General features: G+C 66.2%; 22 protein-coding genes. 11 read left to right on the top strand and 11 right to left on the bottom strand.

Annotated elements, in window-relative coordinates; genetic code table 11:
* Window positions 1–21: 21 nt before the first annotated feature.
* Window positions 22–1,503, bottom strand: coding sequence for an AMP nucleosidase (locus IB243_RS19975; RefSeq protein WP_010462791.1), 1,482 nt, complete (start codon window positions 1,501–1,503; stop codon window positions 22–24).
* Between the two features lie 69 nt (window positions 1,504–1,572).
* A complete protein-coding gene (locus tag IB243_RS19970; RefSeq protein ID WP_192428893.1) occupies window positions 1,573–3,645 on the bottom strand; it encodes a bifunctional diguanylate cyclase/phosphodiesterase in 2,073 nt (690 codons plus the stop codon).
* A 164-nt stretch (window positions 3,646–3,809) separates the two neighbouring features.
* Here IB243_RS19970 and dbpA point away from each other — a divergent pair, with 164 nt between their 5' ends.
* The 4 genes from dbpA (at window position 3,810) to IB243_RS19950 (ending at window position 8,139) form a co-directional block, all read left to right on the top strand.
* Window positions 3,810–5,213: an ATP-dependent RNA helicase DbpA gene (dbpA, locus tag IB243_RS19965; RefSeq protein WP_192428892.1), complete on the top strand. Its 1,404-nt coding sequence runs from the start codon at window positions 3,810–3,812 to the stop codon at window positions 5,211–5,213.
* 227 nt (window positions 5,214–5,440) lie between these two features.
* A complete protein-coding gene (locus IB243_RS19960) occupies window positions 5,441–6,184 on the top strand; it encodes a GntR family transcriptional regulator (RefSeq protein WP_192428891.1) in 744 nt (247 codons plus the stop codon).
* Window positions 6,185–6,306: 122 nt separating this feature from the next.
* On the top strand, window positions 6,307–7,317 hold the full coding sequence (locus IB243_RS19955; RefSeq protein ID WP_192428890.1) for a tripartite tricarboxylate transporter substrate binding protein: 1,011 nt from the start codon (window positions 6,307–6,309) through the stop codon (window positions 7,315–7,317).
* A gap of 3 nt (window positions 7,318–7,320) precedes the next feature.
* The gene (locus IB243_RS19950) at window positions 7,321–8,139 is read left to right on the top strand and encodes an amidohydrolase (protein ID WP_192428889.1); all 819 of its coding nucleotides are present in this window, start codon (window positions 7,321–7,323) and stop codon (window positions 8,137–8,139) included.
* A gap of 38 nt (window positions 8,140–8,177) precedes the next feature.
* Here the strand turns inward: IB243_RS19950 and IB243_RS19945 are convergent, their stop codons facing one another.
* From IB243_RS19945 to IB243_RS19930, 4 genes are all read right to left on the bottom strand, one after another.
* On the bottom strand, window positions 8,178–8,867 hold the full coding sequence (locus tag IB243_RS19945) for an ankyrin repeat domain-containing protein (RefSeq protein ID WP_192428888.1): 690 nt from the start codon (window positions 8,865–8,867) through the stop codon (window positions 8,178–8,180).
* A gap of 41 nt (window positions 8,868–8,908) precedes the next feature.
* Window positions 8,909–9,406 (bottom strand): heme-binding protein, encoded by a 498-nt coding sequence (locus tag IB243_RS19940; protein WP_057272007.1) that lies wholly within the window; start codon window positions 9,404–9,406, stop codon window positions 8,909–8,911.
* 132 nt (window positions 9,407–9,538) lie between these two features.
* Complete coding sequence (locus IB243_RS19935; RefSeq protein ID WP_010462777.1) at window positions 9,539–10,168, bottom strand: response regulator transcription factor; 630 nt, start codon at window positions 10,166–10,168, stop codon at window positions 9,539–9,541.
* Window positions 10,158–11,696 (bottom strand): sensor histidine kinase, encoded by a 1,539-nt coding sequence (locus IB243_RS19930; RefSeq protein WP_192428887.1) that lies wholly within the window; start codon window positions 11,694–11,696, stop codon window positions 10,158–10,160. Before IB243_RS19930 ends, IB243_RS19935 begins: the two co-directional genes overlap by 11 nt.
* Before the next feature lie 119 nt (window positions 11,697–11,815).
* Between IB243_RS19930 and IB243_RS19925 the strand changes: the two genes are divergently transcribed.
* The 3 genes from IB243_RS19925 to IB243_RS19915 all read left to right on the top strand — a co-directional run bounded on the left by IB243_RS19925 (window position 11,816) and on the right by IB243_RS19915 (window position 14,610).
* Window positions 11,816–12,754 (top strand): cation diffusion facilitator family transporter, encoded by a 939-nt coding sequence (locus IB243_RS19925; protein WP_192428886.1) that lies wholly within the window; start codon window positions 11,816–11,818, stop codon window positions 12,752–12,754.
* A complete protein-coding gene (dtd, locus tag IB243_RS19920; protein WP_192428885.1) occupies window positions 12,751–13,206 on the top strand; it encodes a D-aminoacyl-tRNA deacylase in 456 nt (151 codons plus the stop codon). Before IB243_RS19925 ends, dtd begins: the two co-directional genes overlap by 4 nt.
* 207 nt (window positions 13,207–13,413) lie before the next feature.
* Entirely contained in the window at window positions 13,414–14,610 is a 1,197-nt protein-coding gene (locus IB243_RS19915; RefSeq protein ID WP_225585101.1) for an MFS transporter, read from the top strand.
* Window positions 14,611–14,614: 4 nt separating this feature from the next.
* Here the strand turns inward: IB243_RS19915 and IB243_RS19910 are convergent, their stop codons facing one another.
* The 4 genes from IB243_RS19910 to IB243_RS19895 all read right to left on the bottom strand — a co-directional run bounded on the left by IB243_RS19910 (window position 14,615) and on the right by IB243_RS19895 (window position 18,949).
* Window positions 14,615–15,355: a sulfite exporter TauE/SafE family protein gene (locus IB243_RS19910; RefSeq protein WP_057229361.1), complete on the bottom strand. Its 741-nt coding sequence runs from the start codon at window positions 15,353–15,355 to the stop codon at window positions 14,615–14,617.
* A 122-nt stretch (window positions 15,356–15,477) separates the two neighbouring features.
* A complete protein-coding gene (locus IB243_RS19905) occupies window positions 15,478–17,280 on the bottom strand; it encodes a hypothetical protein (protein ID WP_192428883.1) in 1,803 nt (600 codons plus the stop codon).
* A gap of 188 nt (window positions 17,281–17,468) precedes the next feature.
* A complete protein-coding gene (gene ybeY, locus IB243_RS19900) occupies window positions 17,469–17,930 on the bottom strand; it encodes an rRNA maturation RNase YbeY (protein WP_057229357.1) in 462 nt (153 codons plus the stop codon).
* A gap of 62 nt (window positions 17,931–17,992) precedes the next feature.
* Window positions 17,993–18,949, bottom strand: a complete 957-nt coding sequence (locus tag IB243_RS19895) for a PhoH family protein (RefSeq protein ID WP_010462761.1) — start codon at window positions 18,947–18,949, stop codon at window positions 17,993–17,995.
* 47 nt (window positions 18,950–18,996) lie between these two features.
* Here IB243_RS19895 and ruvA point away from each other — a divergent pair, with 47 nt between their 5' ends.
* The 4 genes from ruvA to IB243_RS19875 all read left to right on the top strand — a co-directional run bounded on the left by ruvA (window position 18,997) and on the right by IB243_RS19875 (window position 23,578).
* On the top strand, window positions 18,997–19,572 hold the full coding sequence (ruvA, locus tag IB243_RS19890; protein WP_010462759.1) for a Holliday junction branch migration protein RuvA: 576 nt from the start codon (window positions 18,997–18,999) through the stop codon (window positions 19,570–19,572).
* 71 nt (window positions 19,573–19,643) lie between these two features.
* Window positions 19,644–21,566 carry a trypsin-like peptidase domain-containing protein gene (locus IB243_RS19885; RefSeq protein WP_225585097.1) on the top strand — a complete coding sequence of 641 codons (1,923 nt, stop codon included), beginning with the start codon at window positions 19,644–19,646 and terminating at the stop codon, window positions 21,564–21,566.
* A gap of 9 nt (window positions 21,567–21,575) precedes the next feature.
* Window positions 21,576–22,637 (top strand): Holliday junction branch migration DNA helicase RuvB, encoded by a 1,062-nt coding sequence (gene ruvB / locus IB243_RS19880; protein WP_010462755.1) that lies wholly within the window; start codon window positions 21,576–21,578, stop codon window positions 22,635–22,637.
* A 47-nt stretch (window positions 22,638–22,684) separates the two neighbouring features.
* Window positions 22,685–23,578 carry a hypothetical protein gene (locus tag IB243_RS19875; RefSeq protein WP_192428882.1) on the top strand — a complete coding sequence of 298 codons (894 nt, stop codon included), beginning with the start codon at window positions 22,685–22,687 and terminating at the stop codon, window positions 23,576–23,578.
* On the opposite strand, the gene IB243_RS19870 is transcribed toward IB243_RS19875, so the two are convergent.
* Window positions 23,520–25,349, bottom strand: a complete 1,830-nt coding sequence (locus IB243_RS19870; RefSeq protein ID WP_192428881.1) for a lysoplasmalogenase family protein — start codon at window positions 25,347–25,349, stop codon at window positions 23,520–23,522. The two genes, IB243_RS19875 and IB243_RS19870, sit on opposite strands and share 59 nt — an antisense overlap.
* Between the last annotated feature and the right edge of the window lie 12 nt (window positions 25,350–25,361).

The raw sequence follows: 25,361 nt of genomic DNA, 5'->3' as shown, positions 1-25,361 counted from the left end.
CGGCCCCGTGATTCGGGGTGTTTACTGGAAGGCGACTTCGGCAAAACTGCGCAGCTTGCGGCTGTGCAGCCGGTCCACGCCACCGTTGCGCAGGATTTCGATGGCGCGCATGCCGATGCGCAGATGCTGGTCCACACGCTCGCGGTAGAAGTGGTTGGCCATGCCGGGCAGTTTGATCTCCCCATGCAGGGGCTTGTCGCTCACGCACAGCAGGGTGCCGTAGGGCACGCGAAAGCGAAAGCCGTTGGCGGCGATGGTGGCGCTTTCCATGTCCAGCGCCACGGCGCGGCTCTGGCTGAAGCGGCGCTGGGGCGTGTTGTCGGGCAGCAGCTCCCAGTTGCGGTTGTCGGTGCTGGCCACGGTGCCGGTGCGCATCACGCGTTTCAAGTCCGCGCCGCTGATCTGCGTGATGTCGGCCACGGCCTGCTGGAGTGCCAGCTGGATCTCGGCCAGCGCCGGGATGGGAACCCACAGCGGCAGGTCTTCGTCGAGCACATGGTCTTCGCGCACGTAGGCGTGGGCCAGCACGTAGTCGCCCAGCCGCTGGCTGTTGCGCAGGCCCGCGCAGTGGCCCAGCATCATCCAGGCGTGCGGGCGCAGCACGGCGATGTGGTCGGTGATGGTCTTGGCGTTGGCGGGGCCGACGCCGATGTTGACCATGGTGATGCCGCTGCTGTCCGCGCGCACGAGGTGGTAGCCGGGCATTTGCGGCAAGCGCGGCGGGGCCACGCCCAGTTCGTCGCCGGGCTGGGCACTCAATCCCACGCGGCGGGTCACGACATTGCCCGGCTCGATGAAGGCGATGTATTCGCTGTCGGGTTTGGCCATCTCGGCATGGCCCAGGCGCACGAATTCGTCGATGTAGAACTGGTAGTTGGTGAACAGCACGAAGTTCTGGAACCACTCGGGTGCCGTCCCGGTGTAGTGGCGCAGGCGGTGCAGCGAGTAGTCCACGCGTGGTGCGGTGAACAGCGACAGGGGTTGTGCCTCGCCCGGGCGGGCTTGCCAGGTGCCGTTGGCAATGCCGTCGTCCATGGCGGCAAGGTCGGGCAGGTCGAACACGTCGCGCATCAGCATGCGGCGCTCGGGTGTCAGCGTGCCCTCGATGTGGTCGTGCTCGGCAAATGAGAAGTGGATCGGAATGGGGTGGGCACTGGTACCCACTTCCAGCTCCACATTGTGGCTGGCACGCAGCAGACGGAACTGCTCGGCGTAGTAGTGGGCAAACAGGTCGGGCCGGGTGAGGGTGGTTTCGTAGCGCCCGGGGCCCTCCACAAAGCCATAGGCCAGCTTGGTATCGGCCCGCGCCACCGTGGTGGTGTGCACCCGCACAAAGGGGTAGAACGCGCGCACGGCGCCTTCGGGCGTTTCACCCGCCACAAAACGCTGCATGGCATCGCGCAGGTGGCCAATCTGTTGCTGATAGATGCGCTGCACCTGGGCCAGCGCGTCGGCCGGGTCGGTGTGGCGGGTGGGGGCGATGAAGTCGGGGATGAGGGGCATGCCCCTATTGTCCACAAGCCGGGAACGTGTTTGTGTGACGGACCTCGGGAAAGGGAGCTGAACAGGTCCTCACGCCGAAAAATCGCGCATCCAGCGCTGGAGCGCCTCGGCGTCCAGTGGCACGGACACCACATGCCCCTGGATCAGGTCGCACCCCAGGTCCTTGAGCAATTGCACCTGTGCCGGGGTTTCAACCCCCTCGGCCACGGTCTTGAGCTGCAGGCTGCGGGCCATCTGGATGATGGCCGTGACAATGGCCACGTCGTCGGGGTTGCCGGGCGTGTCCACCACAAAAGACCGGTCGATCTTGAGGCTGTCGATGGGGTAGCGCTTGAGGTAGGCCAGCGACGAATACCCCGTGCCAAAGTCGTCGATGGAGATGCCCACGCCCAGCGCCTTGAGGGCGTTGAGGGTGTCCAGCACCTGGCCGGTCTGGTGCATCAGCACGGATTCGGTCAGCTCGATGCCCAGGTACTGCGGCGCCAGGCCGGTATCGCGCAGCACGGCCGCGATCTCGCCAGCCACATCGCGCTGGCGAAATTCGAGCGCCGACAGGTTGATCGCCACCGGCACCAGGGCCAGGCCCTTGTCCTGCCAGGCCTTGAGCTGGCGGCAGGCTTCGCGCATCACCCAGCGGCCAATCGGGGTGATGAGGCCGCGCGATTCCGAAAACGTGATGAACTCGTCTGGCCCCACCAGGCCGCGCTGCGGGTGGCGCCAGCGCACCAGCGCCTCCAGGCCCTGCAGGGAGCCGTCTTCCAGGCAGATCTGCGGCTGGTAGTGCAGCACAAAGGCGTTGTCCACAATGGCCTCGCGCAGCAGGCGCTCGTGCTGCAGCACGTCGATGGCGCTGGCCTCCATGCTGGGGGTGTAGAACTGGCGGTTGCCGCGCCCGCTTTCCTTGGCGTGGTGCATGGCCGCATCAGCGCAGCGCAGCAGCGCATCACCGGTGGCGGCATGTTCCGGGAAAAGGCTGATGCCGATCGAGGGGGATACCGTCAGCGGCACCTGGCCCAGGGTGAACACGCCGTGCATGGACTCCAGCAGCTTGTCGGCCACCCGGGCGGCATCGTCGGGGCCTTGCACATCGGTCAGTACCACCACAAACTCGTCGCCGCCCAGCCGCGCCACCACGTCGGCGTCGCGCACGCCCTGGCGCAGGCGTTCGGCCACATTGCACAGCAACTGATCGCCCGCATGGTGGCCCAGAGAATCGTTCACCGTCTTGAAATGGTCCAGGTTCACAAAAAGTACGGCTGCACGGCCATGGCGCCTGCGGGCCAGCGAAAGCACCTGCGACAGCTGCTCCATCAGGAAGTGCCGGTTGGGCAATTGCGTGAGGGTGTCGTGCAGCGCAATGAAGGCCTCGCGCTCCTGCGCCTGCTTGCGCGCGGTGATGTCCCTCACCACCACGATGCGGTAGTCCGCATGGTGCATCGGCATGGTCTTGCCCACCACTTCCACGGGAATGGCGTGGCCATCCTTGTGGCGGATGGTGACCTCGTAGGAGTCTTCGCGCCCGGTGCGCGTGTAGTCGAGTGCCACGGCCCGCCATTCGGGGCTGATGAAGTGGAAGATCGAGACGCCCACCACCTCCTGCAGCGCATAGCCTGTCAGGCGGGTGAGTGCCTCGTTGCCGTCGGTGATGATGCCGTCGCGGTGGAACACGATGGCCTCGTCCGTAGCCTCGGTGAACTTGCGCATGCGCTCTTCGCTCTGGCGCACCTGGCGTTCCGCGCGCCAGCGTTCGGTGATATCGGTGATCAGCACAAACGAACCCAACTGTGCCGAGGTGGCGTCGAAGTGCGGGATCAAGTTGACCTCGATCATGCGGACCTCGCCGTTGGGAAGCGTCTGCTCGCGCGTGTACTTCACGTGTTCGCGGCGGGTGGACCGCTCCACATGCGGCTGGATCGCCTGCCAGGCTTTGTCGCCAATGGCCTGCTGCACCGTGAGGCCCAGGATGGATTCGGTCGTGTGGCCGTTGTAGGCCGCGTAGCCCTGGTTGGCGAACTGGCAGCGCAGTGCGGGCACATCGTAGTAGGCCATCAGCGCGGGTATGGAGTCGGCGATCAGGCGCAGCAGCGAGTCGCTAGAGCCCCCTTGCCCGGGGGGATTGGCTGCGTTGGTTGAATCTGGCATATCCCACCCGATGCTGAGAGCGTGTCCCATCCCGATTGCACGTCAAAGCGGCCCCGTGCAGGCCGAAAATACGTTCTTTCGGTTATAGCCGATACGCCTTACGCGTGCGTAAGGTAGTTGCCCGGATACCGGGGCCTCAATCGCTGGGGCCGGATAATCGGCCCATGACCTCCAAAGAAAACCAAGCCAGCACTGATTTCAGCGCGCTGGCCCTGAGCCCCGCCACGCTGGCCAACCTGCAGCAGCTGGGCTACACCACGATGACGCCCATCCAGGCGGCCAGCCTGCCCCCTGCCTTGCTGGGCAAGGATTTGATCGCCCAGGCCAGCACCGGCAGCGGCAAGACCGCGGCCTTTGCTCTGGCGCTGCTGGCCAACCTCAATCCCCGCCGTTTTGCGGTGCAGGCCCTGGTGCTGTGCCCCACACGCGAACTGGCCGACCAGGTCACCAGCGAAATCCGCCGCCTGGCGCGGGCCGAAGAAAACATCAAGGTCGTGACCCTGTGCGGCGGTGTGCCGCTGCGTGCGCAGACGCTGAGCCTGGAGCATGGCGCGCACATCGTGGTGGGCACCCCCGGCCGCGTGATGGACCACCTGGAGCGCCAGCACCTGAGCCTGGAAGCCCTGAACACCCTGGTGCTCGACGAGGCCGACCGCATGCTCGACATGGGCTTCTTCGACGACATCGTCGTGGTAGCCAAGCAGTGTCCCAAGGAGCGCCAGACGCTGCTGTTTTCGGCCACGTACCCCGAGGGCATCGCCAAGCTCAGCGCCCAGTTCATGAAGTCGCCCGTGCAGATCACCGTGCAGGCCCAGCATGCCGAGGGCAAGATCGAGCAACGCTGGTACGAGGTGAAAAACAGCGAACGCCTGCACGCGGTGTCGCAGCTGCTCAACCACTTCCGGCCTGAATCATCCATTGCCTTTTGCAATACCAAGCAGCAGTGCCGCGACCTTGTGGGCGTGCTGCAGGCCCAGGGCTTCAGCGCGCTGGCGCTTTTTGGCGAGCTGGAACAGCGGGAGCGCGACCAGGTGCTGGTGCAATTTTCCAACCGCAGCTGTTCGGTGCTGGTGGCCACCGACGTGGCCGCGCGCGGCCTCGACATTGCCAACCTGGCCGCCGTGATCAACGTGGACGTGACGCCCGACGCCGAGGTGCACATCCACCGCATCGGCCGCACGGGCCGGGGCGATGCCGAGGGCCTGGCGCTCAACCTGGCCAGCATGGACGAGATGGGTTTTGTGGGCAAGATCGAAGTGCTGCAGGGCCGCGAGTCGCGCTGGTTCCCGGTGGCGGAACTGACACCCACCGGCAGCGGCCCGCTGGTGCCGCCCATGGTCACCATCCAGATCATCGGTGGCCGCAAGGAGAAGATCCGTGCGGGCGACGTGCTGGGCGCGCTGACCGGAGAGATGGGCTACACCCGCGAACAGATCGGCAAGATCAACGTGAACGACTTCTCCACCTACGTGGCGGTGGACCGCGCCATCGGCGCGCAGGCGGCGCAGCGCCTGAACCAGGGCCGCGTGAAGGGCAAGACCGTGAAGGCGCGGCTCGTCACGGACTGAGTCGCCAACGTGGGGCCAGCGCCGCTGCGCGGAGGCTGGCTGCGCTGGTAGTAGGTGAATATTTGGGTGAAAACGGCCTTCAGCGCTTGATGGTCGTCATTTGTTGCTATCTATTCGATAGTAAATAAGTCCTGCCCGGCGACGGATCATTCCCGCAGCTGTTTTTTTACACCGTCTGCGGTATTTACGCGTTGCATCAAGACCTATAGAGGACTATGGTTCTTGGTATGACCACATCCCACAAAGTTGTTGCCTTTGACCGTGCCCCGGGCCTGAGCCGCTACGCCGCCCTGGCTGCTGCACTGCGTGCCCGCGTGGTGGCCGGGGAATGGCCGCCCGGCTCGGCCCTGCCGGCAGAAAGCCTGCTGGCCACGGAGCACCAGGTGGCGCTGGGCACCATGCGCCGTGCACTGGAACTTCTGGTGGCGGAAGGCCTGGTCGAGCGCGTGCACGGCCGGGGCACCTTTGTGCGCCAGGGCATTGCCGGTGCGTCGATGCTGCGGTTTTTCCGGTTTGACAGCGGCAGTGGCGAAATGCCGCGCTCGCGCATCCTGTCGCGCCAGCGCGTGGCGGCACCGGCCGCCGTGGCCCGCAGGCTGGGCCTGGCCACGGGCGAGATGGTGCTGCGGTTGCAGCGTTTGCGCCTGCTGGCCGACCTGCCTTGTCTGCTGGAGGACCTGTGGCTGCCGCTGGATGTGTTCGCGCCCCTGGCCGAAGGCAGCACCGCCGACTGGGACGACCTGCTGTACCCCATGTTCGCGCGCCGCTGCGGCGTGCATGTGCACCGCGCCGTGGACGATATTGGTTTTGCTGTGCTGACAGCCCCGCAGGCCAGCCACCTGGGGCTGGCCGCAGGCCATCCGGGCGTGGTGGTGCAACGGGCCGCCTACGACCTGGGAGGGCGCTGTGTCGAATGGCGCACCACGCGCGGCGATGCACATGCCTTTCACTACACCGTGACCATTACGTGAGCGGCAACCCCTGAGCACTGCCCGGGCCTGGCAAGCCACTTCCACAGCCCCTACTGGCTTGGGGTTCCCCAGCTTCAGGTGCGGCCCCCCGAACGACTGAAGACTCAACCAAGGAGACCTGTATGCACCGTCGATCCGATCCTCTGAACTCCCCTGGCCTGTCGCGCCGCGCGGCACTGGCTGCCGTGGGCGCCACCTTGGCCGCCCCCTGGGCGCACACCCGCGCAGCGGGCGTTGGCGGCGGACGCACCGTGACCCTGGTCGTCTCCTACCCGGCAGGCGGCGGTGCCGACCTGATGGCCCGCATCATCGCGCCCCGCATGGCCGAAGCGCTGGGGCAGGGCGTGGTGGTGGACAACAGGCCCGGCGCCAGCGGCCAGCTGGCTGCATCGGCCGTGGCCCGTGCCACGCCCGATGGCACCACACTGCTGCTCGATGCGTCGTCGTTCGCCGTCAATCCATCGCTGTATCCCAAGCTGCCCTACGACAGCAACACCGCCTTTGTGCCGCTGGCCGTGTTGGCGACCTTTCCGAACGTGCTGGTGTGCCATCCAGGCTTCGGCGTCAACTCCGTCAAGGAGGTCATTGCACGCGCCAAAGCCAAGCCCGAGGACGTGGCCTATGCGTCGTCCGGCAATGGCTCGGCCCAGCATCTGGCCGGGGCGCTGTTTGAAGAGCGCACGGGCGTGCGCCTGTCCCACATTCCATACCGTGGAGGCGGCCCTGCCATGAACGACGTGATGGGCGGCCAGGTGCCGCTGTTCTTTGCCAACGTGGCCTCGTCCCTGGGCCACATCCAGGCGGGCAAGCTGCGGCCGCTGGCAGTGACCAGCGCCGTGCGCGCCCGTTCGCTGCCCGATGTACCCACCATGGCGCAGGCCGGCGTGGCCGACTACGAAGTGCTGGAGTGGAACCCCGTGCTGGCTCCGGCGGGCATTGCGCCCGAGGTGCGCACGCAGTTGGTCAACGCCATCCGCAAGGCGCTGGCAGACCCTGAGGTGCTGGGCCGCATCCGCGCGCTGGGCGGCGATGCCTTTCCCGATGCCACCCAGGCCAGTGCGGGCAAGTTCATCCAGGCCCAGCAAGCGCAGTGGGGCAAGGTCATCCGTGAGCGCAAGATCGTGGTGGGCTGACCCATGGGTGCGCTGGCCACATCCGCACCGTTGCGGGATGCCCTGGAGGGATGGGATACGCACGTCCATGTGTTTGATGCCGCCGCCCCGGTCCAGGCTGGGCACTACCAGCCTGCGCACCAGCCCCTCGAACGCATTGAGGCAGAAGCCGGGAAGCTCGGTGTGGGCCACCTCGTGTTGGTGCAGCCCAGTGTGTACGGCACCGACAACCGGCTGGTGCTCGACGCCCTGGCGCGCGAACCGGGTCGGCACCGCGCGGTGGTGGTGGTGGATACCGACATTGCCGACAGCGAACTGCACTCCATGCACGCACTGGGCGTGCGCGGCGTGCGTTTCAATCTGGTGTCCCCCGTGGGCAACGGGGCGCAGGCCATGCAGGCGCTGGCGCCCCGCCTGAAGGCGCTGGGCTGGCATGTGCAGTGGTATGCAGCACCCGCCCAACTGGCGCAGATTGCCCAGCTGCATGCGCAAACGGGCCTGCCCTGCGTGCTGGACCATCTGGCCGGAATGCATGCGGCCCTGGCGCAGGACGCTACGGCCTGGCGGGCGCTGGCAAGGCTGGCCGACCTGGGCGCGTGGGTCAAGCTGTCGGGCTGGTACCGCTTGCAGGCCGCGGCACCCTATGCTGAATTGCACGGTGCGATCCGCCGCGTGGCCGGGTTAATGGGCGAGCGGCTGGTGTGGGGTTCGGACTGGCCACATACTGCATTTGCACCGGACGCGATGCCCGCCTACACGAGTGTGTGGGAGCCGGTGGTGAATGCCCTGGGCGCGGCGCGCGCCGGCAGGGTGCGCATTGCGGGCGCAGAGTTGTACCGCTGAAGTGGGGGAGTGCATCGGCGCGGACGCGTCCCGCAAACCTACCTGGCGCCTGCTGCTTCCAGCATTCGTACCATGGCGCTGAAACCCCGCTGGCGCGCCAGTTGCAGTGGCGTGTTGCCCTGCCGATCGGTCAGCGTGTGGCTGGCACCCGCTTGCAGCAGGGCCTGCAGGGTGGCCTGGTGGCGCGGGCCGCCGTTGCCCAGCACGATGGATTCGATCAGTGCCGTCCAGTGCAGGTTGTTCACATGGTCCAGCGGGGCGCCGGCGGCAACCAGCTGCCGCACCACGCCGTCGTGCCCCAGGTGCGCCGCCGCGATGAGGGCGGTGCCGTCGTAGCGGCTGGTCACCTGCTTCGCGCTGGCGCCCAGTTGCAGCAGCAGCCGCAACGTGGCTTCGTCGTCGGCCACGGCCGCAATGGTCACGGCGTCGTAGCGGTCGTTTTCCAGCAGGTCCAGCTGGGCGCCGGCCTTGGCGAGGGCGCGAACCGCCTCGGCCTGCCGTGCGTACGTGGCCACTTGCAACGGCGTGCGGCCCTGCGCGTCGCGGGCGTTCAGGTCACCCTTTGCGGCAATCAGCTTGTTCAGCGCGGGCAAGTCGCCCCGAGCTGCGGCTGCATGCAGGCCCTGGTAGGCCGCTGTTTCGGCAGCCGTGGGCGGCACCTGGGCGATGGTGGGTCCGGCGCAGGCCAGCGTAATGGCCAGCGCGTATGCAAGGTTCCAGTGCTTCATGGGTGCTTCCGATGGCGTGCGTTGTAGATGCGGGTAGGAAATTACTTCAGCAGATCCTGCACCTTGGCGATACCCGCCACGGCACATTGCTCGTCCAGGTGGCCGCCGGGCGCGCCGCCCACGCCCACGGCGCCAATCACTTCATTGCCCACCTTCACAGGCACGCCGCCGCCCAGCAGCAGGTAGCCGGGGATCTGGCCCAGGTTGGCGGCTGCGGGGTTCTTCTGTGAGCCTTCCATGATGGCCAGCGTGGTGTTCTTGGCAGATGCCGAGGTGTAGGCCTTCAAACGGCTGGCTTCCAGCGTGTGGGGGCCTGCGTTGTCGGCGCGCTGCACGGCGCGCACGGTGCCTGCACGGTCCACCACGGTAGCGGTCACGTTGTAGCCGTTGGCGCTGCAGGTGGCTACGGTCTGGGCGGCGATCTGTGTGGCCAGGTCCAGCGACATGTTCTTTTCGGTGCGCACGCCTTCGGCATGGGCTGCGGCGGTGGCGATCAGGGACAGGGTGAGGGCGGCTACGGTGGTGAGGCGGTTTTGCATGGTGTTCTCCGGTGTTTGTGTGTCGGCGCCACCCGTTGTGGCGCCGTGGGAGAACTGTAGAAATTGCCGCCGTTTCCGGCTATTCGTGCCGCTACGTTCACCCCTCCGTAGAACTACGCAGTGCTGGTGGGGTCAGGACGCATCCACCAGCGCCGCATAGCGCCGGATGAGCTGTGCCAGCGACTCCGCCCCCAGCTTGCCAAACAGGTTGGCGCGGTGGGTTTCTACCGTGCGGGGCGAAAGCTCCAGCGCCCGGCCGATTTCCTTGTTGGTCAGGCCCTCGACGATCAGGCCCAGCACTTCGCGTTCGCGGGCCGACAGTTGCGCAAAGCGCTCGCGCGCCTGCTGGTCGGCCTGGTGGCGCTCGCGGGATCGCACATGCTGGCGCACCGCGTTCTGCAGGGCTTCGATGAGCACTTCGTCGTCCACGGGTTTTTCCAGAAACTCCGCCGCCCCGGCTTTGAACGCGCGGCGGCACATCTCCACCGTGCCGTGGCCGGTCAGCAAAATCATCGGCTGGTCCACGCCCTGCGCCAGCAACTGCTCCAGCACCGTGAGGCCGCTGATACCGGGCATGCGCACGTCGAGCACGATGGCGCCAATGCTCGCGCGGTCAAACCCCGCCATGAACGATTGCGGGTCGGCCCAGGTCTGCACGCGCAGGCCCACGGTGCTGATGAGCAGGCCCAGGCCGTCGCGCACGGCGGCGTCGTCGTCCACCAGGTGGATCAGGGGCGAGAGGGAGGGGGCGCTATCGGTCATTGGTGGGCGGCGCTGTGGGCAAGGTCAGCACAAACTCGGCGCCCCGTTGGGCTTGGGTGGGCACAGGTGCTTCAGGTGCCAAGGTCAACTGCGCACCCATGGCCTGCGCCAGGCTTTCGCACAGTGTCAGGCCCAGCCCCAGTCCACCGGCGCGCGTGGTGTAGAAAGGTTCGAACAGGTGCTGGCGTGCCTCTGGCGGTATCCCAGGGCCGTGGTCGCGCACCGACAGGGTCACGTGCCCGGCATCCGCGCGCACCATGGTGATGTGCAGCTGGCGTTCGGCGGGCGGCACCTGCTCCAGCGCCTGCAGTGCATTCATCAGCAGGTTGTGGACGATCTGCTGCAGGGCCACGGGCTCGGCCAGCGCGGTGGGCAGGTCGGTGGCAGTGGCTATGTCGGGCACCACACCGCGTTGTGTCAGCTCGGGCTCCAGCAGGTGCAGTGCGTCGTGCACCGCCGCAGGCAGGGCCAGTGGCTGGGCCTGGCCCGCCAGATCAGGGCGTTCCACCAGGCGGCGCAGGCGGCCCACCACGGTGGAGGCGCGGCGCGCTTGCTCCACGGCACGGGCCATGGCGGTCTGGGCGGTGTTTAGATCGGGCGGGTCATCCGCCACCAGGCGTTGGGCGGCCTGGGTGCTGGACAGCAGGGCGGTCAGGGGCTGGTTCAGCTCGTGCGCCATGCCCGCTGCCAGTTCGCCCAGCGTGTTCAGCCGCGCCACCTGGCCCAGGCGCAGCAGTTCTTCCGCGCGCTGGCGGGCCACGCGCTGGCGCCACAGGGCGCGGCCTGCCGCCCACAGGGCTGCCGTCAGCAGGCACCAGCCGAGCATGCCCCACCAGGGCAGCTCAGGCGGGCCCACGCTGCGGCGGGCCACCACGTCCAGCGGTTGGCTGGGCGCGGCCAGCAGTTTGTGGAAGTCGTAGGTGCGGATGCCGCTGTCCAGGTCTCCCCGGCCCGGCTGCACAACAAAGGCATCGCCACCACGCTCCAGTGTCACGCGCACGGGGCTGGTAGTGATGTCCATGGGCCACTCGTCGGCCGGAGTGGTGGTGCGCAGGTCGATGTACAGCGCATAGCTGGCGGGCACGCCTGCCAGCACCAGGTAGTAGTGGCCCGCAGCCAGGTTCAGCCCCGCCATGGCGGCATGGCCGGTGCGGCGCGAGGTTGCTTCTGCCGTAGCCAGCTCCGCCTGCAGCGCGTCGGGCCAGTCGCGTTGCGCCGTGCGCTGCAGCACCGCCAGGATCTGGGGGTACACCGAGGTCAGGCGAGGCAAGGGTGATGTGCTGTTGTCACCTGCTGCTGCGGCAGGCTGCAGCAGCGCCAGCGTGGCCATGATGGCGTCGTGCTGCACCACCCGCTGGCTCAGAAGCCGGTGCACGATGCGGGCGTCGGTCTCGAACGCTGCCTGCAATTGCTGCAATCGGGCCACCGCCAGCCAACTGGCCCCCGCACAGGCGACCACGACCCACAGCAACAGGCTAGGGAGGTGCAGGGTGCGGTGCGAAAGAAGGCTGCGCCATGCCGGGGTCATGCGCGGATTCTGGCATGGGGATGTTTTGGAGAGCTTGTGGTGCCAACGGTTAAAGCAGTTCTTAAGACGGCTCTGGTGTAATTCTCAATCCGGTTCCTTGCGCTCTTCAAATACTTCCAATGGCTCCTTCCCCCACCAAGTCACACCACTGGCTCACACCTCGCAACTTGCTGTGGGCGTCGATTGCGGTGGCGGTGGTCACCATCGCGCTCAAGACGCTGGCCTGGGTGGTTACCGGCTCGGTGGGGTTGTTGTCCGACGCCATGGAGTCGTTTGTGAATCTTGCCAGTGCCATGTTTGCGTTGGCGATGGTGACGGTGGCCGCAAGGCCTGCGGACGACGACCACCCCTACGGCCACCACAAGGCCGAATATTTTTCTTCGGGGTTCGAGGGCATCCTCATCGTGGGGGTGTCGGCGGGCATCTTGTGGGCGGCGGGCCATCGGCTGATGGACCCACAGCCCATCGAGCAGGTGGGTTGGGGTCTGGGCCTGTCGGTGCTCAGCTCGGCGCTCAATGGCTTTTTGGCATGGCTCATGTTCCGCTCGGCGCGCGAGTACCGCTCCATCGCGCTGGAGGCCGATGCCCGCCATCTCGTGACCGACGTGTGGACCTCGGCAGGCGTGCTGGTAGGCATTGCCGGTGCAGCCGTCACGGGATGGCTGTGGCTCGATGCCCTGGCGGCGATCGCTGTGGCGCTCAATATCCTGAAAGAGGGCCTGGAGCTGGTCTGGCGCTCGTCCCAGGGCCTCATGGACTCGGCGGTGGAACCCGAGGTGCAAGCCACCATCGACGCCACGCTGCAGCAGTTCGTATTGGCGCAACCGCCCGGCGCCGTGCGGTTTGACCATGTCTCCACCCGCCGTGCTGGCCAGCGCCAGTTTGTAGACATGCACCTGCACATGCCCGCCCACTGGACCCTGGGCCACGCCGCCGAACTGCGCAGCCAGGTCGAGCGCGCGCTGATGACGGCCGTGCCTGGCTTGCGTGCCACCATCGAGCTGCTGCCCACCGATGTGGAAGCGCATTTTGACGACCCGAAGGATGAAATGAAGTGATCAGTGTCTTGCAACGTGTGCGCGAAGCGCGAGTCGACGTGGAAGGGCAGACCGTGGGCGCCATTGGCATGGGCCTGCTGGTGCTGGTGTGTGCCGAGCGCGGCGATACCGAGGTCGAGGCCGACAAGCTGCTGGCCAAGCTTCTCAAGCTGCGCATCTTTTCGGACGAGGCAGGCAAGATGAACAAAAGCGTGCAGGACGTGGCGGGCGGCCTGCTGCTGGTCAGTCAGTTCACTCTGGCGGCAGATACCACGGGCGGTAACCGCCCGAGCTTCACACAGGCCGCTGCGCCCGAAGAGGGGCGGCGGTTGTTTGACTACTTGGTGGAGCGTGCCCGCGCCGCGCATCCCGTCGTGCAGACGGGCCGGTTCGCCGCCGAGATGCAGGTGCACCTGATCAATGACGGGCCGATCACCATTCCGTTGCGCATGGCACCCGCCGCTGTGGCATGAGAGTGGCCAGCTGCTGCATTCCTGCAGCGCACATACCCCTCGTGAAAGGGTGCGTGTTCGGGGCGCCGCCGGTGCGTCCTGCGCAATGTCTGTAGGCTCGGGCAACCGCTTTTCCTATCTTCTGAACCATCTGCCTGCCCAGCCGTGACTGAATCCACCACTCACCCGTCTGTCGGGCCTCTGCCGCCTCCGCGCACCTTATGGGCCATGTACCTGTGTCTGCTGTCGGCCTTTGCGCTGAGCCAGGCTTACCGCACTGTGACCAGCATCATCGCCACGGGCCTGCAGGCAAACTTTGGCATTTCACCGGACTCTTTGGGCGCGTTCGCAGCTTTGTTTGGCCTCTCCTTCGGCGTGGCCCAACTCCTCATGGGTATCGGTATGGACCTGTATGGCCTGCGCCGCACTGTGCTGGTGGCTTTCCCTCTGGCGGTGCTGGGGGCAGCAATGTCGGCCATGGCGCCCAGCTACGGCTGGCTGATGTTGGGGCAACTGCTGATCGGTGTGGGCTGTTCTCCCGCGTTCCTGGCCTGCACTGTTTTCATCTCGCGCCACTTTCCCGCGCAGCGTTTCGCATTTTTCTCGGGTGTGGGCATGGGCGTGGGCGGGTTGGGGCTTCTCTTTACCGGCACCCCGCTGGCCTGGATGGTTCAGCATTGGGGCTGGCGCGCGGGTTTTGCGGTGCTGGCGGTGCTTTCGCTGCTGTCGTGGCTGCTGATTTTTCTGCGTGTGCATGAGCCCACATTGACGCTTGCATCGGAGCGCCCCCGCGAGTCATGGGCGCAGGCGGCGGGCCGATTCGGCAGCTTGTTCAAGGTGCCGCACACCTGGGGCATCCTGGTCCTGGGCATGTCCTGCTACGCGGCCTTCCTGACTTTGCGGGGTTTGTGGCTGGGACCTTTGCTGATGGGGCGCTACGGGTTTTCGCTCATCGAAAGCGGCAATGTTGCCCTGGTGCTGTCGTTGATCGCGCTGTTCGTGCCTGCAGCGTTCGGTCGCATTGATCCGGGGCCTGCCCGGCGGCGGCGTTGGATCACCAACTTCTCGCTGCTCATGGGCAGCCTGTTCTTGCTGATGGCCTTTCTGCACCATGCCACCGCCAATGTAGCGCTTATCTTCCTCATGGGGCTGCTGTCTGGCTATGGCGTGTTGCAGTATGCGGACGTGCGCTCCTCGTATCCCGCTGAAATGACGGGGCGTGCGCTGTCGCTGTACACCATGTCGATGTTCCTGGGCGTGGCGCTGATGCAGTGGCTCACCGGCCTGCTGGCCGCGTGGGCGCAGCGCCATGGATATGAGCCTTATCAAGCTGTCATGATCGGCATCGCCAGCATGCTGGCCGCCGCTTCCACCGCTTTTCGCTTCTTGCCACGCTCGCCGTTGTTGCAGCGCGCCGCCGTGTAGTTCCTCAGCCGCGCAGGAAAAACAGCCCCGCCATCACCAGCCCCGTGGCCACAATCCCCCAGCGCAGCCACTGCGCCGGAATGCGCCGCGCCACCCGCGCGCCGCCGTAGCCGCCAGCGGTTGCTGCCACCATCATCATCAGCGCCTGCTGCCACAGCACCACGCCGCCAGCAGCGTAGATCGCCACGGCAATGGCGGTGAGCAGGGCCGACACCCAGTTCTTCAGGCCATTCATGGCGTGGAGGTTGGTCTGCCCCAGCAGGCCGAACAGCGCCAGCAGCAGGATGCCCAGCCCGCCGTTGAAGTAGCCGCCATAGGCCGCCACGGCCAGCACCCCCACGGTGGCTTTGGTGGTGGAGGGGTGGCCACCCGCCATGGCCTTGCGCAACTGTGGCCCGAAGGCAAACAGCGCCGTGGCCGCCAGCAGCAGCCAGGGCACCACGCGGCGGAAGGTGGCGTCGGGCGTGACCAGCAACAGCGCCGCACCCGCCGCGCCCCCGATGAGCGAGAGCACCACCAACAGGCGCATCGACAGCCCCGGCGGCGGGGCCGTGTCTTCGCGGAACCCCCATGCGCCTGCCATGTAGCCGGGCAGCAGGGCCACCGTGCCCGTGGCATTGGCCACCACAGGCGGCACGCCGGTGAAGACGAGGGCGGGCAAAGTCAGAAAGCTGCCGCCTCCGGCGACGGCATTGAGGGCGCCGGCGACGAAGGCAGCGGTGAGCAGCAAAGGGGTGTCGAACATCCACCGATAGTAGGTGGTGGCGCCGCCCCCATTGGCGACGGCGCGGGTGCAATACTTTTGCCTTCCCTGGCTTCTGTCAGGTACCGGGGCTGGTCAATGTGAGAGGGCTACCGTCAGCGCAATCAGTACAGATAGGCTGCATTGGGCGCGGCGGGTGTTACGCCATCCGTAGCGCTGCTGGTGCCTACGGCCAAGGTGCTGGCATCACCGGAAAGCGCTACGCCAGCGCCGAAGCGCGCGAGTGCGCGCGGCTGGGGGGCCTTGAGGTAGGCCCTGTGCACCCAGGTGGTGCCGTCGCGGCGGTAGACATTGACGGCTCCGGCTGAATATACGGCTTGGTTGTTGGGGTTGCCATTGATGCCAGAGGCGTTGCTAGCATCGTCGAGGTTGCCCACGGCGAGCATGCGGCCGTCCGCAGAAAGCGACAACATGACACTGTTTGTAAAGATCCCGCCGGCAGCCTTGACCGGCAGTGCGGGCTGCTGCGTCCAGGCGTCCCTCGTGCGTGTGAATGTTCGCAGCTGAACGTCAGTACCTGCAGATCGGTCCAAGACAGCCAGTGTGCCTCCGTCTCTGGACATTGCAAAGGGATTGTGCGAACCCGTCAGCGCACCGGCGGCGGGAACGCGCCACACCTGTGTTGGTGCACTCCAGGCACCGCTGAGATGTGTCAGGACGGAGACGTCCTTGTCGGTGTTCGCCGCAAGCACGGTTCCGTCGCTGGACAGGGCTACAACCGCCCCGAAGCGGGCCATGGTCGGGTCGGCGCTGCTGCCTGGCAGGTGCGCCTGCTCGGCCCAGCCGCTGCTGTTGCGGGCAAAGGTGTGAACGGCTCCCACGCCGCCCCCAAAAATGGTTTCGCTGGTGAAGGAGAGCCCACCCAACACGGCGGTAGACCCCGGGGTGAAGTTAGCGCCTTCTTCAGGCGCTCCCACCGCCAGCAGGTTCCCGTCGGCCGACAGCGCTACGCTGAAGCCGAAGTGCTGGGGGGTGCATGGAAATACAGCCGTGCCCGTGATGTCCAGGTGGCTGCAGGTCTCGACTTTCGCAGGCGTGTTCCGGGCTTTGATGTAGGCCTGCTGGCTCCAGGTGCTGCCGTTGTCCATGAAGATATACGCAGCCCCCGCGCCATACGCGTCGCGGTTGGCCGCATCGCCGTTGATGCCGCGTGCATTGCTTCTTTCCTCTGGTGCACCCACTGCCAGCGTGCGACCGTTGGCCGACAGTGCGAGGCTGGCGCCAAAGGCCATCTTTGCGGCCGGACTGCTGCCTTCCAGTCGCGCCCGCAGACCCCAGGCAGGGGTTGGCATGCCAACCCCTGGCATGCTGCGGCTGAAGATGTACACCGCGCCCGCCCCTGCCAGGTCACCCGAACTGCCCTCGCGGGGGGAACCTACGGCCAGCGTTAAACCGTCGGCCGACAGGGCCATTGCGTTTTCGTAGGCTCCAAATCGCTTGGTCGGATCGCCGCCAGCAAGCTCGAAGCGCCCTATGGCCTGGGTGAGGTCGGGTGTTACCGCAGCAGTGAACGGGCCGCAGCCACTTGCGTCGCAGGCGCGCAGCCGGTAGCTGGCATTCACCCGCTCGTGCAGCGGCACCTGAATCTGTACAGGGAAGCTGGTAACGTTGTTGGCGGCGCCGACGCCGAATAGCGATTCGGGTTGGGGGCCTCCCGCGCCATCAGGGTCCTCGAACAGTTCGTAGCGCATCGCACCCGGGGTGACGGTCCAGCCCAAGTTGTAGGTCTTGGGGCCGTAGCTCGCCACGCTGAAGCCGGAAGGGGCCGGGAGTCCGGCGGGCTCCGATTCGCCACTGCCGCCCCCGCAGGCCACCAGAACGAGTGGCACTGCCAGCAGCAAAGCGCGATGCAAGGATGGCAGGCCCGAGTTCGCCACGGGGGCAGGGTGTCGCTGGGAATTGGTCACAGAGAAGACTCCTGAAAGCAAGGGGTAAGACAGGCAGGGCGCGCGGCGGGAGTGCCAACAGGTCTGCGAGACGCGCACTGGAGGAGTCAATCGTCGCTTATCAAGACAACGCCGAGCCCCGGCAGATGCGAGCACTATGTACCAAATAGTAAAAACTGCGCCACTGCCCTCGGCAGTCGGGATGGCGTTCAGGAGGTCGCGTAAGGGTCGGCAAAGCCCAACTCCTGCAGGATGTCGGTTTCGTACGACTCCATTGCCTGCGCATCTTCTTCACTGGTCTCGTGGTCCCAGCCCTGCGCATGCAGTGTGCCGTGGACCAGCATGTGGGCGTAGTGCTCTTCCAGGCTTTTGTTCTGCTCTTTGGCCTCGCGCTCGATCACCGGGGCGCACAGCACTAGGTCGGCGGTCACCACGGGTTCCTGCGTGTAGTCGAAGGTGAGCACGTTGGTGGCGTAGTCCTTCTTGCGGTACTCGCGGTTGAGCTGCTGGCCTTCTTCGGTGCCCACGATGCGTACGGTGATCTCGGCATCGGTGGCCAGCGCGTGGCGAATCCAGCGGGTGACCTTGTGGCGTGGCAGCACGGCGCGGTGCGCGGCCGCACCGTCAAACGTGCCGAACTGCAGCGACAGGGAGAGTTGGTTCAAGGACATTTTTGCTTTTTCTGCCGCCAGCGCTTGATGGATAAGCGCTGAAAGCTATCAAAATGATAGTTTTAGTCTCGACTGCGAGAAGCCGGGGCGCGGCGCGGCGCGTCGTAGGCATCCACAATGCGCGCGACCAGCGGGTGGCGCACTACGTCAGCCGTGGTGAAGCGGGTCACGGAGATGCCTTTGACCCGCTTGAGCACCCGCTCGGCATCGATCAGGCCACTCATCGACCCCTTGGGCAGGTCGATCTGGCTCACATCCCCTGTGACGACCGCCTTGGCGCCAAAGCCGATGCGTGTGAGGAACATCTTCATCTGCTCGGGCGTGGTGTTTTGCGCCTCGTCCAGGATCACGAAGGCATTGTTCAGCGTGCGCCCGCGCATGAACGCCAGCGGTGCGATTTCCAGGGCATTGCGCTCGAAGGCCTTCTGCACCTTGTCGTAGCCCATCAGCTCGTACAACGCGTCGTACAGCGGGCGCAAATACGGGTCCACCTTCTGCGCCAGGTCGCCGGGAAGGAAACCCAGGCGTTCGCCCGCCTCGACTGCCGGGCGGGTCAGCACGATGCGCTGCACGGCGCTGCGCTCCAGGGCATCCACGGCACAGGCCACGGCGAGATAGGTCTTGCCGGTGCCGGCAGGGCCGATGCCGAAGGTGATGTCGTGGCTGGCGATGTTTTCCAGGTACAGGTTCTGCGTGGGTGTGCGGCCCCGCAGGTCGGCCCGGCGGGTGTTGAGCACGATGGCGCCCTCGGGCGCCTCCACCAGCGCGGTGTCGCCCGCCAGCATGAGCTGCAGGTAGTCTTCCGTGACGGGGCGCTCGGCCATCTCGTACAACGCTTGCAGCAACTCCATGGCCTGGGTCGCCTTGGCTTTGGGGCCGTCCACTTTGAACTGCTCATGCCGGTGCGCAATGCTCACCTGCAGGGCCACTTCGATGGTGCGCAGGTGTGCGTCGGCCGGGCCGCACAGGTGGGTGAGCCGGGTGTTGTTGTGGGGGGTGAAGGTGTGGCGCAGGATCACGCGGATAATTCCCGTTGGATCGCCGCAGTGCGCGGCAAAGGACATCAATGATAGGCAAATTGACCGGCACCCTGCTGGAGAAGAATCCCCCCGAGGTGCTGCTGGACTGCCATGGCGTGGGCTATGAGGTGAATGTGCCCATGAGCACGTTCTACAACCTGCCCGCCGTGGGCGAGCGGGTGAGCCTGCTCACCCAGTTCATTGTGCGGGAGGATGCGCAGCTGCTGTATGGCTTTGCCACGGCGCCCGAGCGCCAGGCGTTCCGCGAGCTGATCAAGATATCGGGTGTGGGCCCGCGCACGGCACTGTCCATACTGTCGGGCATGGGGGTGGCCGATCTGGCCCAGGCCATCACGCTGCAGGAGGCGGGCCGCCTGGTCAAGGTGCCGGGCATCGGCAAGAAGACGGCTGAGCGGCTGTTGCTGGAACTCAAGGGCAAGCTGGGCGCAGACATGGGCGCTGCCCACGGCCCCGCCGCCAGCGATGCGCAGGCCGACATTCTGCAGGCACTGTTGGCTTTGGGCTACAACGACAAGGAGGCCGCTGCGGCCCTCAAGGCCTTGCCCTCAGAGGTGGGCGTGAGCGATGGCATCAAATTGGCACTGAAGGCGTTGGCCAAGTAAGGCGTACGCGGGTTTGTTGTAGCAGTTGTTTTCGTGTTCAATGGCGGTTTTGACCGGAGTGGGGGAAAGAAATGAAATTTAGAGTGATGTTGCGCATGGGTGTCGCCTGGATTGCGGCGATTGCTTTGCTGGCGGGGTGCGGCGGAGGCGGGACAGAAGGAAGCGCGCAGAAAGCCGCCTCTGTGCTGATGGTGGATGGCTGGGTGCAGCCCGCCAGCGTGGACCAGGGCGTGTCGAACGTCAAGTCCCGCAGCGCGCTCGTCGCGGCGCCCACGCCTTCGAAGGTGAGTCTGGGTGCCTTGGAAGAGTCCAAGACCGCATCGCTTGGCGGTGGCATTGGGCCACGCCAGGTGGGGATGGCGCGCGATGTGGCGGCCACACGTACTGTGGAGCAGACCCTGCAGCAGTTGCAGTGGAAGCCGACCCCCAGCGGCGGCCAGGTGGCTGCCATCAGTTTTTCTGCCGAAGGGGCGCATGGGTTGCGCCTGGGCGTGGTGGCCCGCGCGCTGCCCCCGGGGGCCGTGCTGCGTGTCTACAGCCAGGCGGATACGACCACGGTGTTCCAGATTTCCGGCCAGGAAGTGCTGCAGCGCATTCAGCGCAATGCGCAGGCTGGCGACACCACCCTGGACGGTCAGACCTGGTGGACGCCAGACGTGGGGTCGAACGAGGCCACGCTGGAGCTGGAGCTGCCTGCGGGTGCTAACCCCGGCACGGTAGACCTTTCGGTGCCGCGCGTCTCGCACATCTTCGAGAACCTGTCTATTCCCACCGAGGAAGAGCTTTCCACCAAGATCAACGAATCGGCATCCTGCCACTTGGACGCCAGCTGCTACGAAGCCTACGCGAACCAGCGCAATGCCGTGGCCCGCATGATCTTCACGTCCGGAGCCAACTCCTTTCTTTGCACCGGTACACTGCTCAATGACAGCCAGTCGTCGGGCACGCCGTATTTTCTGACGGCCAACCATTGCATTTCCAAGCAGGCCGAAGCCTCCTCGCTGCAGACCGACTGGTTCTACCGCGCCCCTGTGTGCAACAGCCGCACCCTGTCGAGCACGACCACCAAGCGCGTCAATGGCGCTTCGCTGCTCTACGCTTCGGCGGGTACGGACACATCCTTCCTGCGGCTCAACGACACGCCTCCAACGGGCGCTGTCTTTGCCGGGTGGGATGCCGGCACCCAGGCACTGAGCTCGTCGGTGGTGGGCCTGCACCATCCCCGGGGCGATTTGCTCAAGGTGAGCCTGGGCTCGTTGACGAGTCTGACTTCCTGCACGGCCACCAGTGGCACCGAGTTTCAGTGCAGCGGTTCGTCGGGTAACTTTTACCGCGTGAGCTGGAGCGAGGGCACCACCGAAGGCGGCAGCAGTGGCTCCGCCTTGTTCAGGGATGGCACCTATGTGATCGGCACGCTGTATGGCGGCAGTTCCAGCTGCGCGGCCATTGCGTCGCCCGATTTCTATGGCCGCTTTGACGTGGCGTTCAATGCTGCGCTGAAGAACTGGCTGTCGTCCGCCACGCCGCCCACCGGCCCCACGGGCCGGGTGCCTGTCTATCGCTTCTACAACATCGCGGGGCTGGAGCATTTCTATACCAGCAATGTGGGCGAGCGGGATCTGTTGATCAACCAGTTTGCGTCGAACTTCGTCTATGAAGGTCCGATCTTCTATGCGTACCCCATTGAGGGGTCGAACCTGTTCCCGGTGTACCGCCTGGTGGATTTGGCGCGCAAACTGCATATCTACACGGCAAACCCTGCGGAGCGTGACGGTCTGCGCCAGGTCTTCCCGTCCGTGGCTCTGGAAGGCACGGCATGGTGGGGCCAAGCTGCGCCGGGCAATGGAGCCGTGCCGGTTTATCGCTACCGCAACCGCACTGTCGGAACCTACCTCTACACGGCAAGCCCTGCCGAGCGCAGCTACCTCAATGCCAACATGAGTCAGCAGTACGTTGAAGAGGGCATCGGCTTCTACGTCTGGGCTGACAAATAACAGGGCTGCATGACCATCCAGACCGACGACTTCGCCCCCGCACCCGCCAAACGCGTCATCTCCGCCGTGCCTGCATCGCCCCAAGAGGAGGCGATCGAGCGCGCCCTGCGCCCCAAACTGCTGCAGGAGTACGTGGGCCAGGTGAAGGCGCGCGAGCAGCTGGAGATCTTCATCGGCGCGGCGCGCAAACGGGGCGAAGCGTTGGACCATGTGCTGCTGTTCGGTCCGCCAGGCCTGGGCAAGACGACGCTCAGCCACATCATTGCGGCTGAGCTGGGTGTGAACCTGCGCCAGACCAGCGGCCCTGTGCTCGAAAAGCCCAAGGACCTGGCGGCGCTGCTCACCAACCTGGAGAAGAACGACGTTCTTTTCATCGACGAAATCCACCGCCTCTCGCCCGTGGTCGAGGAAATCCTCTACCCCGCGCTGGAGGACTACCAGATCGACATCATGATTGGCGAAGGGCCGGCTGCGCGCAGCATCAAGCTCGACCTGCAGCCCTTTACGCTGGTGGGTGCCACCACGCGCGCCGGCATGCTGACCAACCCGCTGCGCGACCGTTTCGGCATCGTGGCGCGGCTGGAGTTCTACACGTCCGAAGAGCTGGCGCGCATCGTCAAGCGAAGCGCCGGTTTGCTCAACGCACCCATGGACGATGAAGGTGGCTTCGAGATCGCCCGCCGTTCGCGCGGCACGCCGCGCATTGCCAACCGGCTGCTGCGCCGCGTGCGCGACTATGCCGAGGTCAAGGGAGACGGCCGCATCACCAAAACCATCGCCGACAAGGCGCTCGCCATGCTGGACGTGGACCCGCAGGGCTTTGACGTGATGGACCGCAAGCTGCTCGAAGCCGTGATCCACCGCTTTGACGGCGGCCCCGTGGGGCTGGACAACATCGCTGCCAGCATCGGCGAAGAGGCCGGCACCATCGAGGACGTGATCGAGCCCTACCTCATCCAGCAAGGCTTCCTGCAGCGCACGCCGCGCGGGCGCATTGCGACGCTGGCGGCGTTTCGGCACCTGGGCGTGACGCCGCCCAGCGCCGGAGCGCCAGGGCTTTTCGGGGCCTGAGAACCCTTTCTCCACGCCCGTTGCCGCTCAGGCCACGCAGCACCGCCATGGCCCCACCGCGCAAACCGTCCAAGAAGAACGACCGCCGCCGCCAGCTGCGCGCCGCGCGCGGCGGGGCCGGGTCGGACGGGCGCGTGACCGTGCCCGAGCAACAGTTCCTGCGGTCCTGTGCCGTGGCCTTGCTGGCGGGCACGGTGGCCTTGCATGCGCTGGGCGCGCTCGTCTATGGCCAGCTCTCGGTGTTTGTGCTGGAAGGCTTTGCCGACCTGCGCGGCCGCGTGGCCGTGTGCGGCGCGATCGCCGAAGCCGCGTTGGCGGCGGGCCTGGCATCGCACCTGATCGGCGGCCACAGGCAGGGCGGGGCGACCACCGCGTGGGCGCACCGCCTGTTGGTGGGCCGCGCCAGTGCGTACATCCTGTTCGCCGTGCTGGTGCCGGTGACATTCGTGCTGGCCATGGTGGACCGACCGCGCTTCTCCATGGACCTGCCCCCACAGCGCTGGCCGGGGCTGGCGGCCCCATCGGAATGGCTGCTGACGCCCTTGCCCTGGGCCTGGCACTGGCTGCTGCCGGTGGCCAGCGACCGGATTCAGGGCTTGTCGGTGGCCGTTGCGGTGCTGGCGGGCTGCCTGGGCGTGTGGTGTACGGCGGGCAGCACCAAGCGCTGGCGCACCGGGTATGCGTTCTATGGCCTGGCGTGCGTGCTGACCGGGTTCTGGGCCCTGGGCGGCGCCGTGTACCACTACACCGCAGGGCGGGGCTTGATCGCGGTGCAGGAACCAGCCCTGGTCGCCCTGCTGCAGGCGCGGCCCGGCTGGTACAACGCCGACACGCTACTGTGGCTGCTCAGTGGGGGCTTTTTCACCCTGGCGGGCGTTCTGTTCATTGCGGGTGCGGCGTATGTCCCGTCTGCAGCGCTGGCCCGCACGTGGTCGCATTAGCCACGGCAGGAACAGGCGCAACGACTGGCAGGCCGTCAGGCGCCGTTGCCGCCTTCAACACCCCCGCCACGATGCACGCCTGCGCCGCGTAGTAGGTGCCCAGCACCCACACCTGCGACCACGGCAGCGGCGACACGAAGCGGTGCGTGGCCAGCAGCGAATCGCTGAGCATGAAGAACGCCGCCCCCACCGCCACCAGCACCGCACCTCCATCGCACAGCACGCTCGCGCGCCCGATGGCCTGCGCGGCCATCAGCGCGATCACCAGCACATAGGCTGCCACCGGCGCCCGCAGCGCGGCCGGTAGCCCGCTCGTCCACAAGAAGGCATACATCGCCACGCCCACGCCCAGCGTGGCCGCGAGAGCCCCGCGGTGTGGAAACCACCGCTGCCCGGTCTTGAACAGCGCCACGTAGAACAAGTGGGCGATCAAGAAACTCACGAGCCCCGGGATGAAAAAGCCCTCGACCATCAAGAACACATCGCCCGCCAGCGACCCCGCCAGTGCGGCGCCCAGCAGTACCCAAGTTTTTGAATCAAATCGGCTTCTACCGCGCAACTGGTAAGCGGTAGAGGCTACCAAAACAATAGCAATCACCATGGTGAGCGGCTTGAATACCCAGTGCCACTGCACGAATCCCAACGCACTGGTGGCCGTGGCCAGCGCGCCGCTTTGCAGTACCAGCGCCATCAGCATGCCGATGCGTCCCTGCATCGCCGCGCCCAGCGCCCACTGCGCGACCAGCAGCGTGGCAAACCAGACCGCGTTCTCGGCCAGCGGGGCGCTGTCGGCCCGCCACAGAAAAGCTGCCACGCCCGCGAGCATCAGCGCGAACTGCACCAGCGCAAACCACTGCACCGTGCGCGACATCGGCGGGTGGTAGGGCACCATCTGTGCCATGCTGAATGCGGGCTTCGGAAAGCGCGCTGCCACATCAGTCGGCCGCCAGCCCGGGGGCTTGATCCACACCCGGAGCTTGTCGGCCCAGCTGCGCGCATGCCAGCTGTCGTGCGCCAGGCCCGCGTACACCTGGGCGTTGGCCCACAGCGGGTCCCAGCTGTTGAGCAGGCCGCGCGTGCCGTACACGCAGCGGTCCTGGTCGTCTTCTTCCTTGAAGGTGCCGAACAGCCGGTCCCACACGATGAGGATGCCGCCGTAGTTCTTGTCCAGATACGCGTCGTTCACGGCGTGGTGCACGCGGTGGTTGCTGGGGCTGCAGAACCAGCGGTCGAACCAGCCGAGCTTGCCCACCTGTTCGGTGTGCACCCAGAACTGGTAGAGCAAATCGACCAGCGCCACCACCGCAAACACCAGCGGTGGCACGCCCGCCAGCGCCATGGGCACATAAAACACCCAGCCCAGCAGCGCGCCCGAGCTGGTCTGGCGCAGCGCGGTGGACAGGTTGTAGTCCTGGCTCTGGTGGTGCACCGCATGCGCCGCCCACAGCACCGCCGACTCGTGCCCCATGCGGTGCAGCCAGTAGTAGCAAAAGTCGTAGAACACCAGCGCCAGCAGCCAACCCGGCAGGCTGGTCCAGAACGCATCGCTGCGCCACAGTGCCACGTGTTCGAACAACGCGGTGTAGATGCCGATGCGCAACAGCCGCGTGAACACCGCGCTGGTCTGGCTCAGCATCCCCAGGCTGATGCTGCTGACCGCGTCGGCCAGCCGGTAGGTGTTGCGCCGGCGCTGGTAGCCGACCGCCAGTTCGATGGCGATCAGGACGAAGAAGACGGGTGTGGCAAGGACGATGATCTGGCTGGGGCTCATGGGGGACACCAA

This window comes from Acidovorax sp. ACV01 (genome assembly GCF_014851495.1).
GTDB lineage: Bacteria > Pseudomonadota > Gammaproteobacteria > Burkholderiales > Burkholderiaceae_C > Acidovorax > Acidovorax radicis.
The sequence above is the reverse complement of the archived record's forward strand: the minus strand, read 5'-3'. Positions and strand labels throughout refer to the sequence as shown.

Coding starts and splice junctions, on each gene's coding strand:
- IB243_RS19975 (WP_010462791.1), bottom strand. CDS start 1,503: ATGCCCCTCATCCCCGACTTCATCGCCCCCACCCGCCACACCGACCCG.
- IB243_RS19970 (WP_192428893.1), bottom strand. CDS start 3,645: ATGCCAGATTCAACCAACGCAGCCAATCCCCCCGGGCAAGGGGGCTCT.
- dbpA (WP_192428892.1), top strand. CDS start 3,810: ATGACCTCCAAAGAAAACCAAGCCAGCACTGATTTCAGCGCGCTGGCC.
- IB243_RS19960 (WP_192428891.1), top strand. CDS start 5,441: ATGACCACATCCCACAAAGTTGTTGCCTTTGACCGTGCCCCGGGCCTG.
- IB243_RS19955 (WP_192428890.1), top strand. CDS start 6,307: ATGCACCGTCGATCCGATCCTCTGAACTCCCCTGGCCTGTCGCGCCGC.
- IB243_RS19950 (WP_192428889.1), top strand. CDS start 7,321: ATGGGTGCGCTGGCCACATCCGCACCGTTGCGGGATGCCCTGGAGGGA.
- IB243_RS19945 (WP_192428888.1), bottom strand. CDS start 8,867: ATGAAGCACTGGAACCTTGCATACGCGCTGGCCATTACGCTGGCCTGC.
- IB243_RS19940 (WP_057272007.1), bottom strand. CDS start 9,406: ATGCAAAACCGCCTCACCACCGTAGCCGCCCTCACCCTGTCCCTGATC.
- IB243_RS19935 (WP_010462777.1), bottom strand. CDS start 10,168: ATGACCGATAGCGCCCCCTCCCTCTCGCCCCTGATCCACCTGGTGGAC.
- IB243_RS19930 (WP_192428887.1), bottom strand. CDS start 11,696: ATGACCCCGGCATGGCGCAGCCTTCTTTCGCACCGCACCCTGCACCTC.
- IB243_RS19925 (WP_192428886.1), top strand. CDS start 11,816: ATGGCTCCTTCCCCCACCAAGTCACACCACTGGCTCACACCTCGCAAC.
- IB243_RS19915 (WP_225585101.1), top strand. CDS start 13,414: ATGTACCTGTGTCTGCTGTCGGCCTTTGCGCTGAGCCAGGCTTACCGC.
- IB243_RS19910 (WP_057229361.1), bottom strand. CDS start 15,355: ATGTTCGACACCCCTTTGCTGCTCACCGCTGCCTTCGTCGCCGGCGCC.
- ybeY (WP_057229357.1), bottom strand. CDS start 17,930: ATGTCCTTGAACCAACTCTCCCTGTCGCTGCAGTTCGGCACGTTTGAC.
- ruvA (WP_010462759.1), top strand. CDS start 18,997: ATGATAGGCAAATTGACCGGCACCCTGCTGGAGAAGAATCCCCCCGAG.
- IB243_RS19885 (WP_225585097.1), top strand. CDS start 19,644: ATGAAATTTAGAGTGATGTTGCGCATGGGTGTCGCCTGGATTGCGGCG.
- ruvB (WP_010462755.1), top strand. CDS start 21,576: ATGACCATCCAGACCGACGACTTCGCCCCCGCACCCGCCAAACGCGTC.
- IB243_RS19875 (WP_192428882.1), top strand. CDS start 22,685: ATGGCCCCACCGCGCAAACCGTCCAAGAAGAACGACCGCCGCCGCCAG.
- IB243_RS19870 (WP_192428881.1), bottom strand. CDS start 25,349: ATGAGCCCCAGCCAGATCATCGTCCTTGCCACACCCGTCTTCTTCGTC.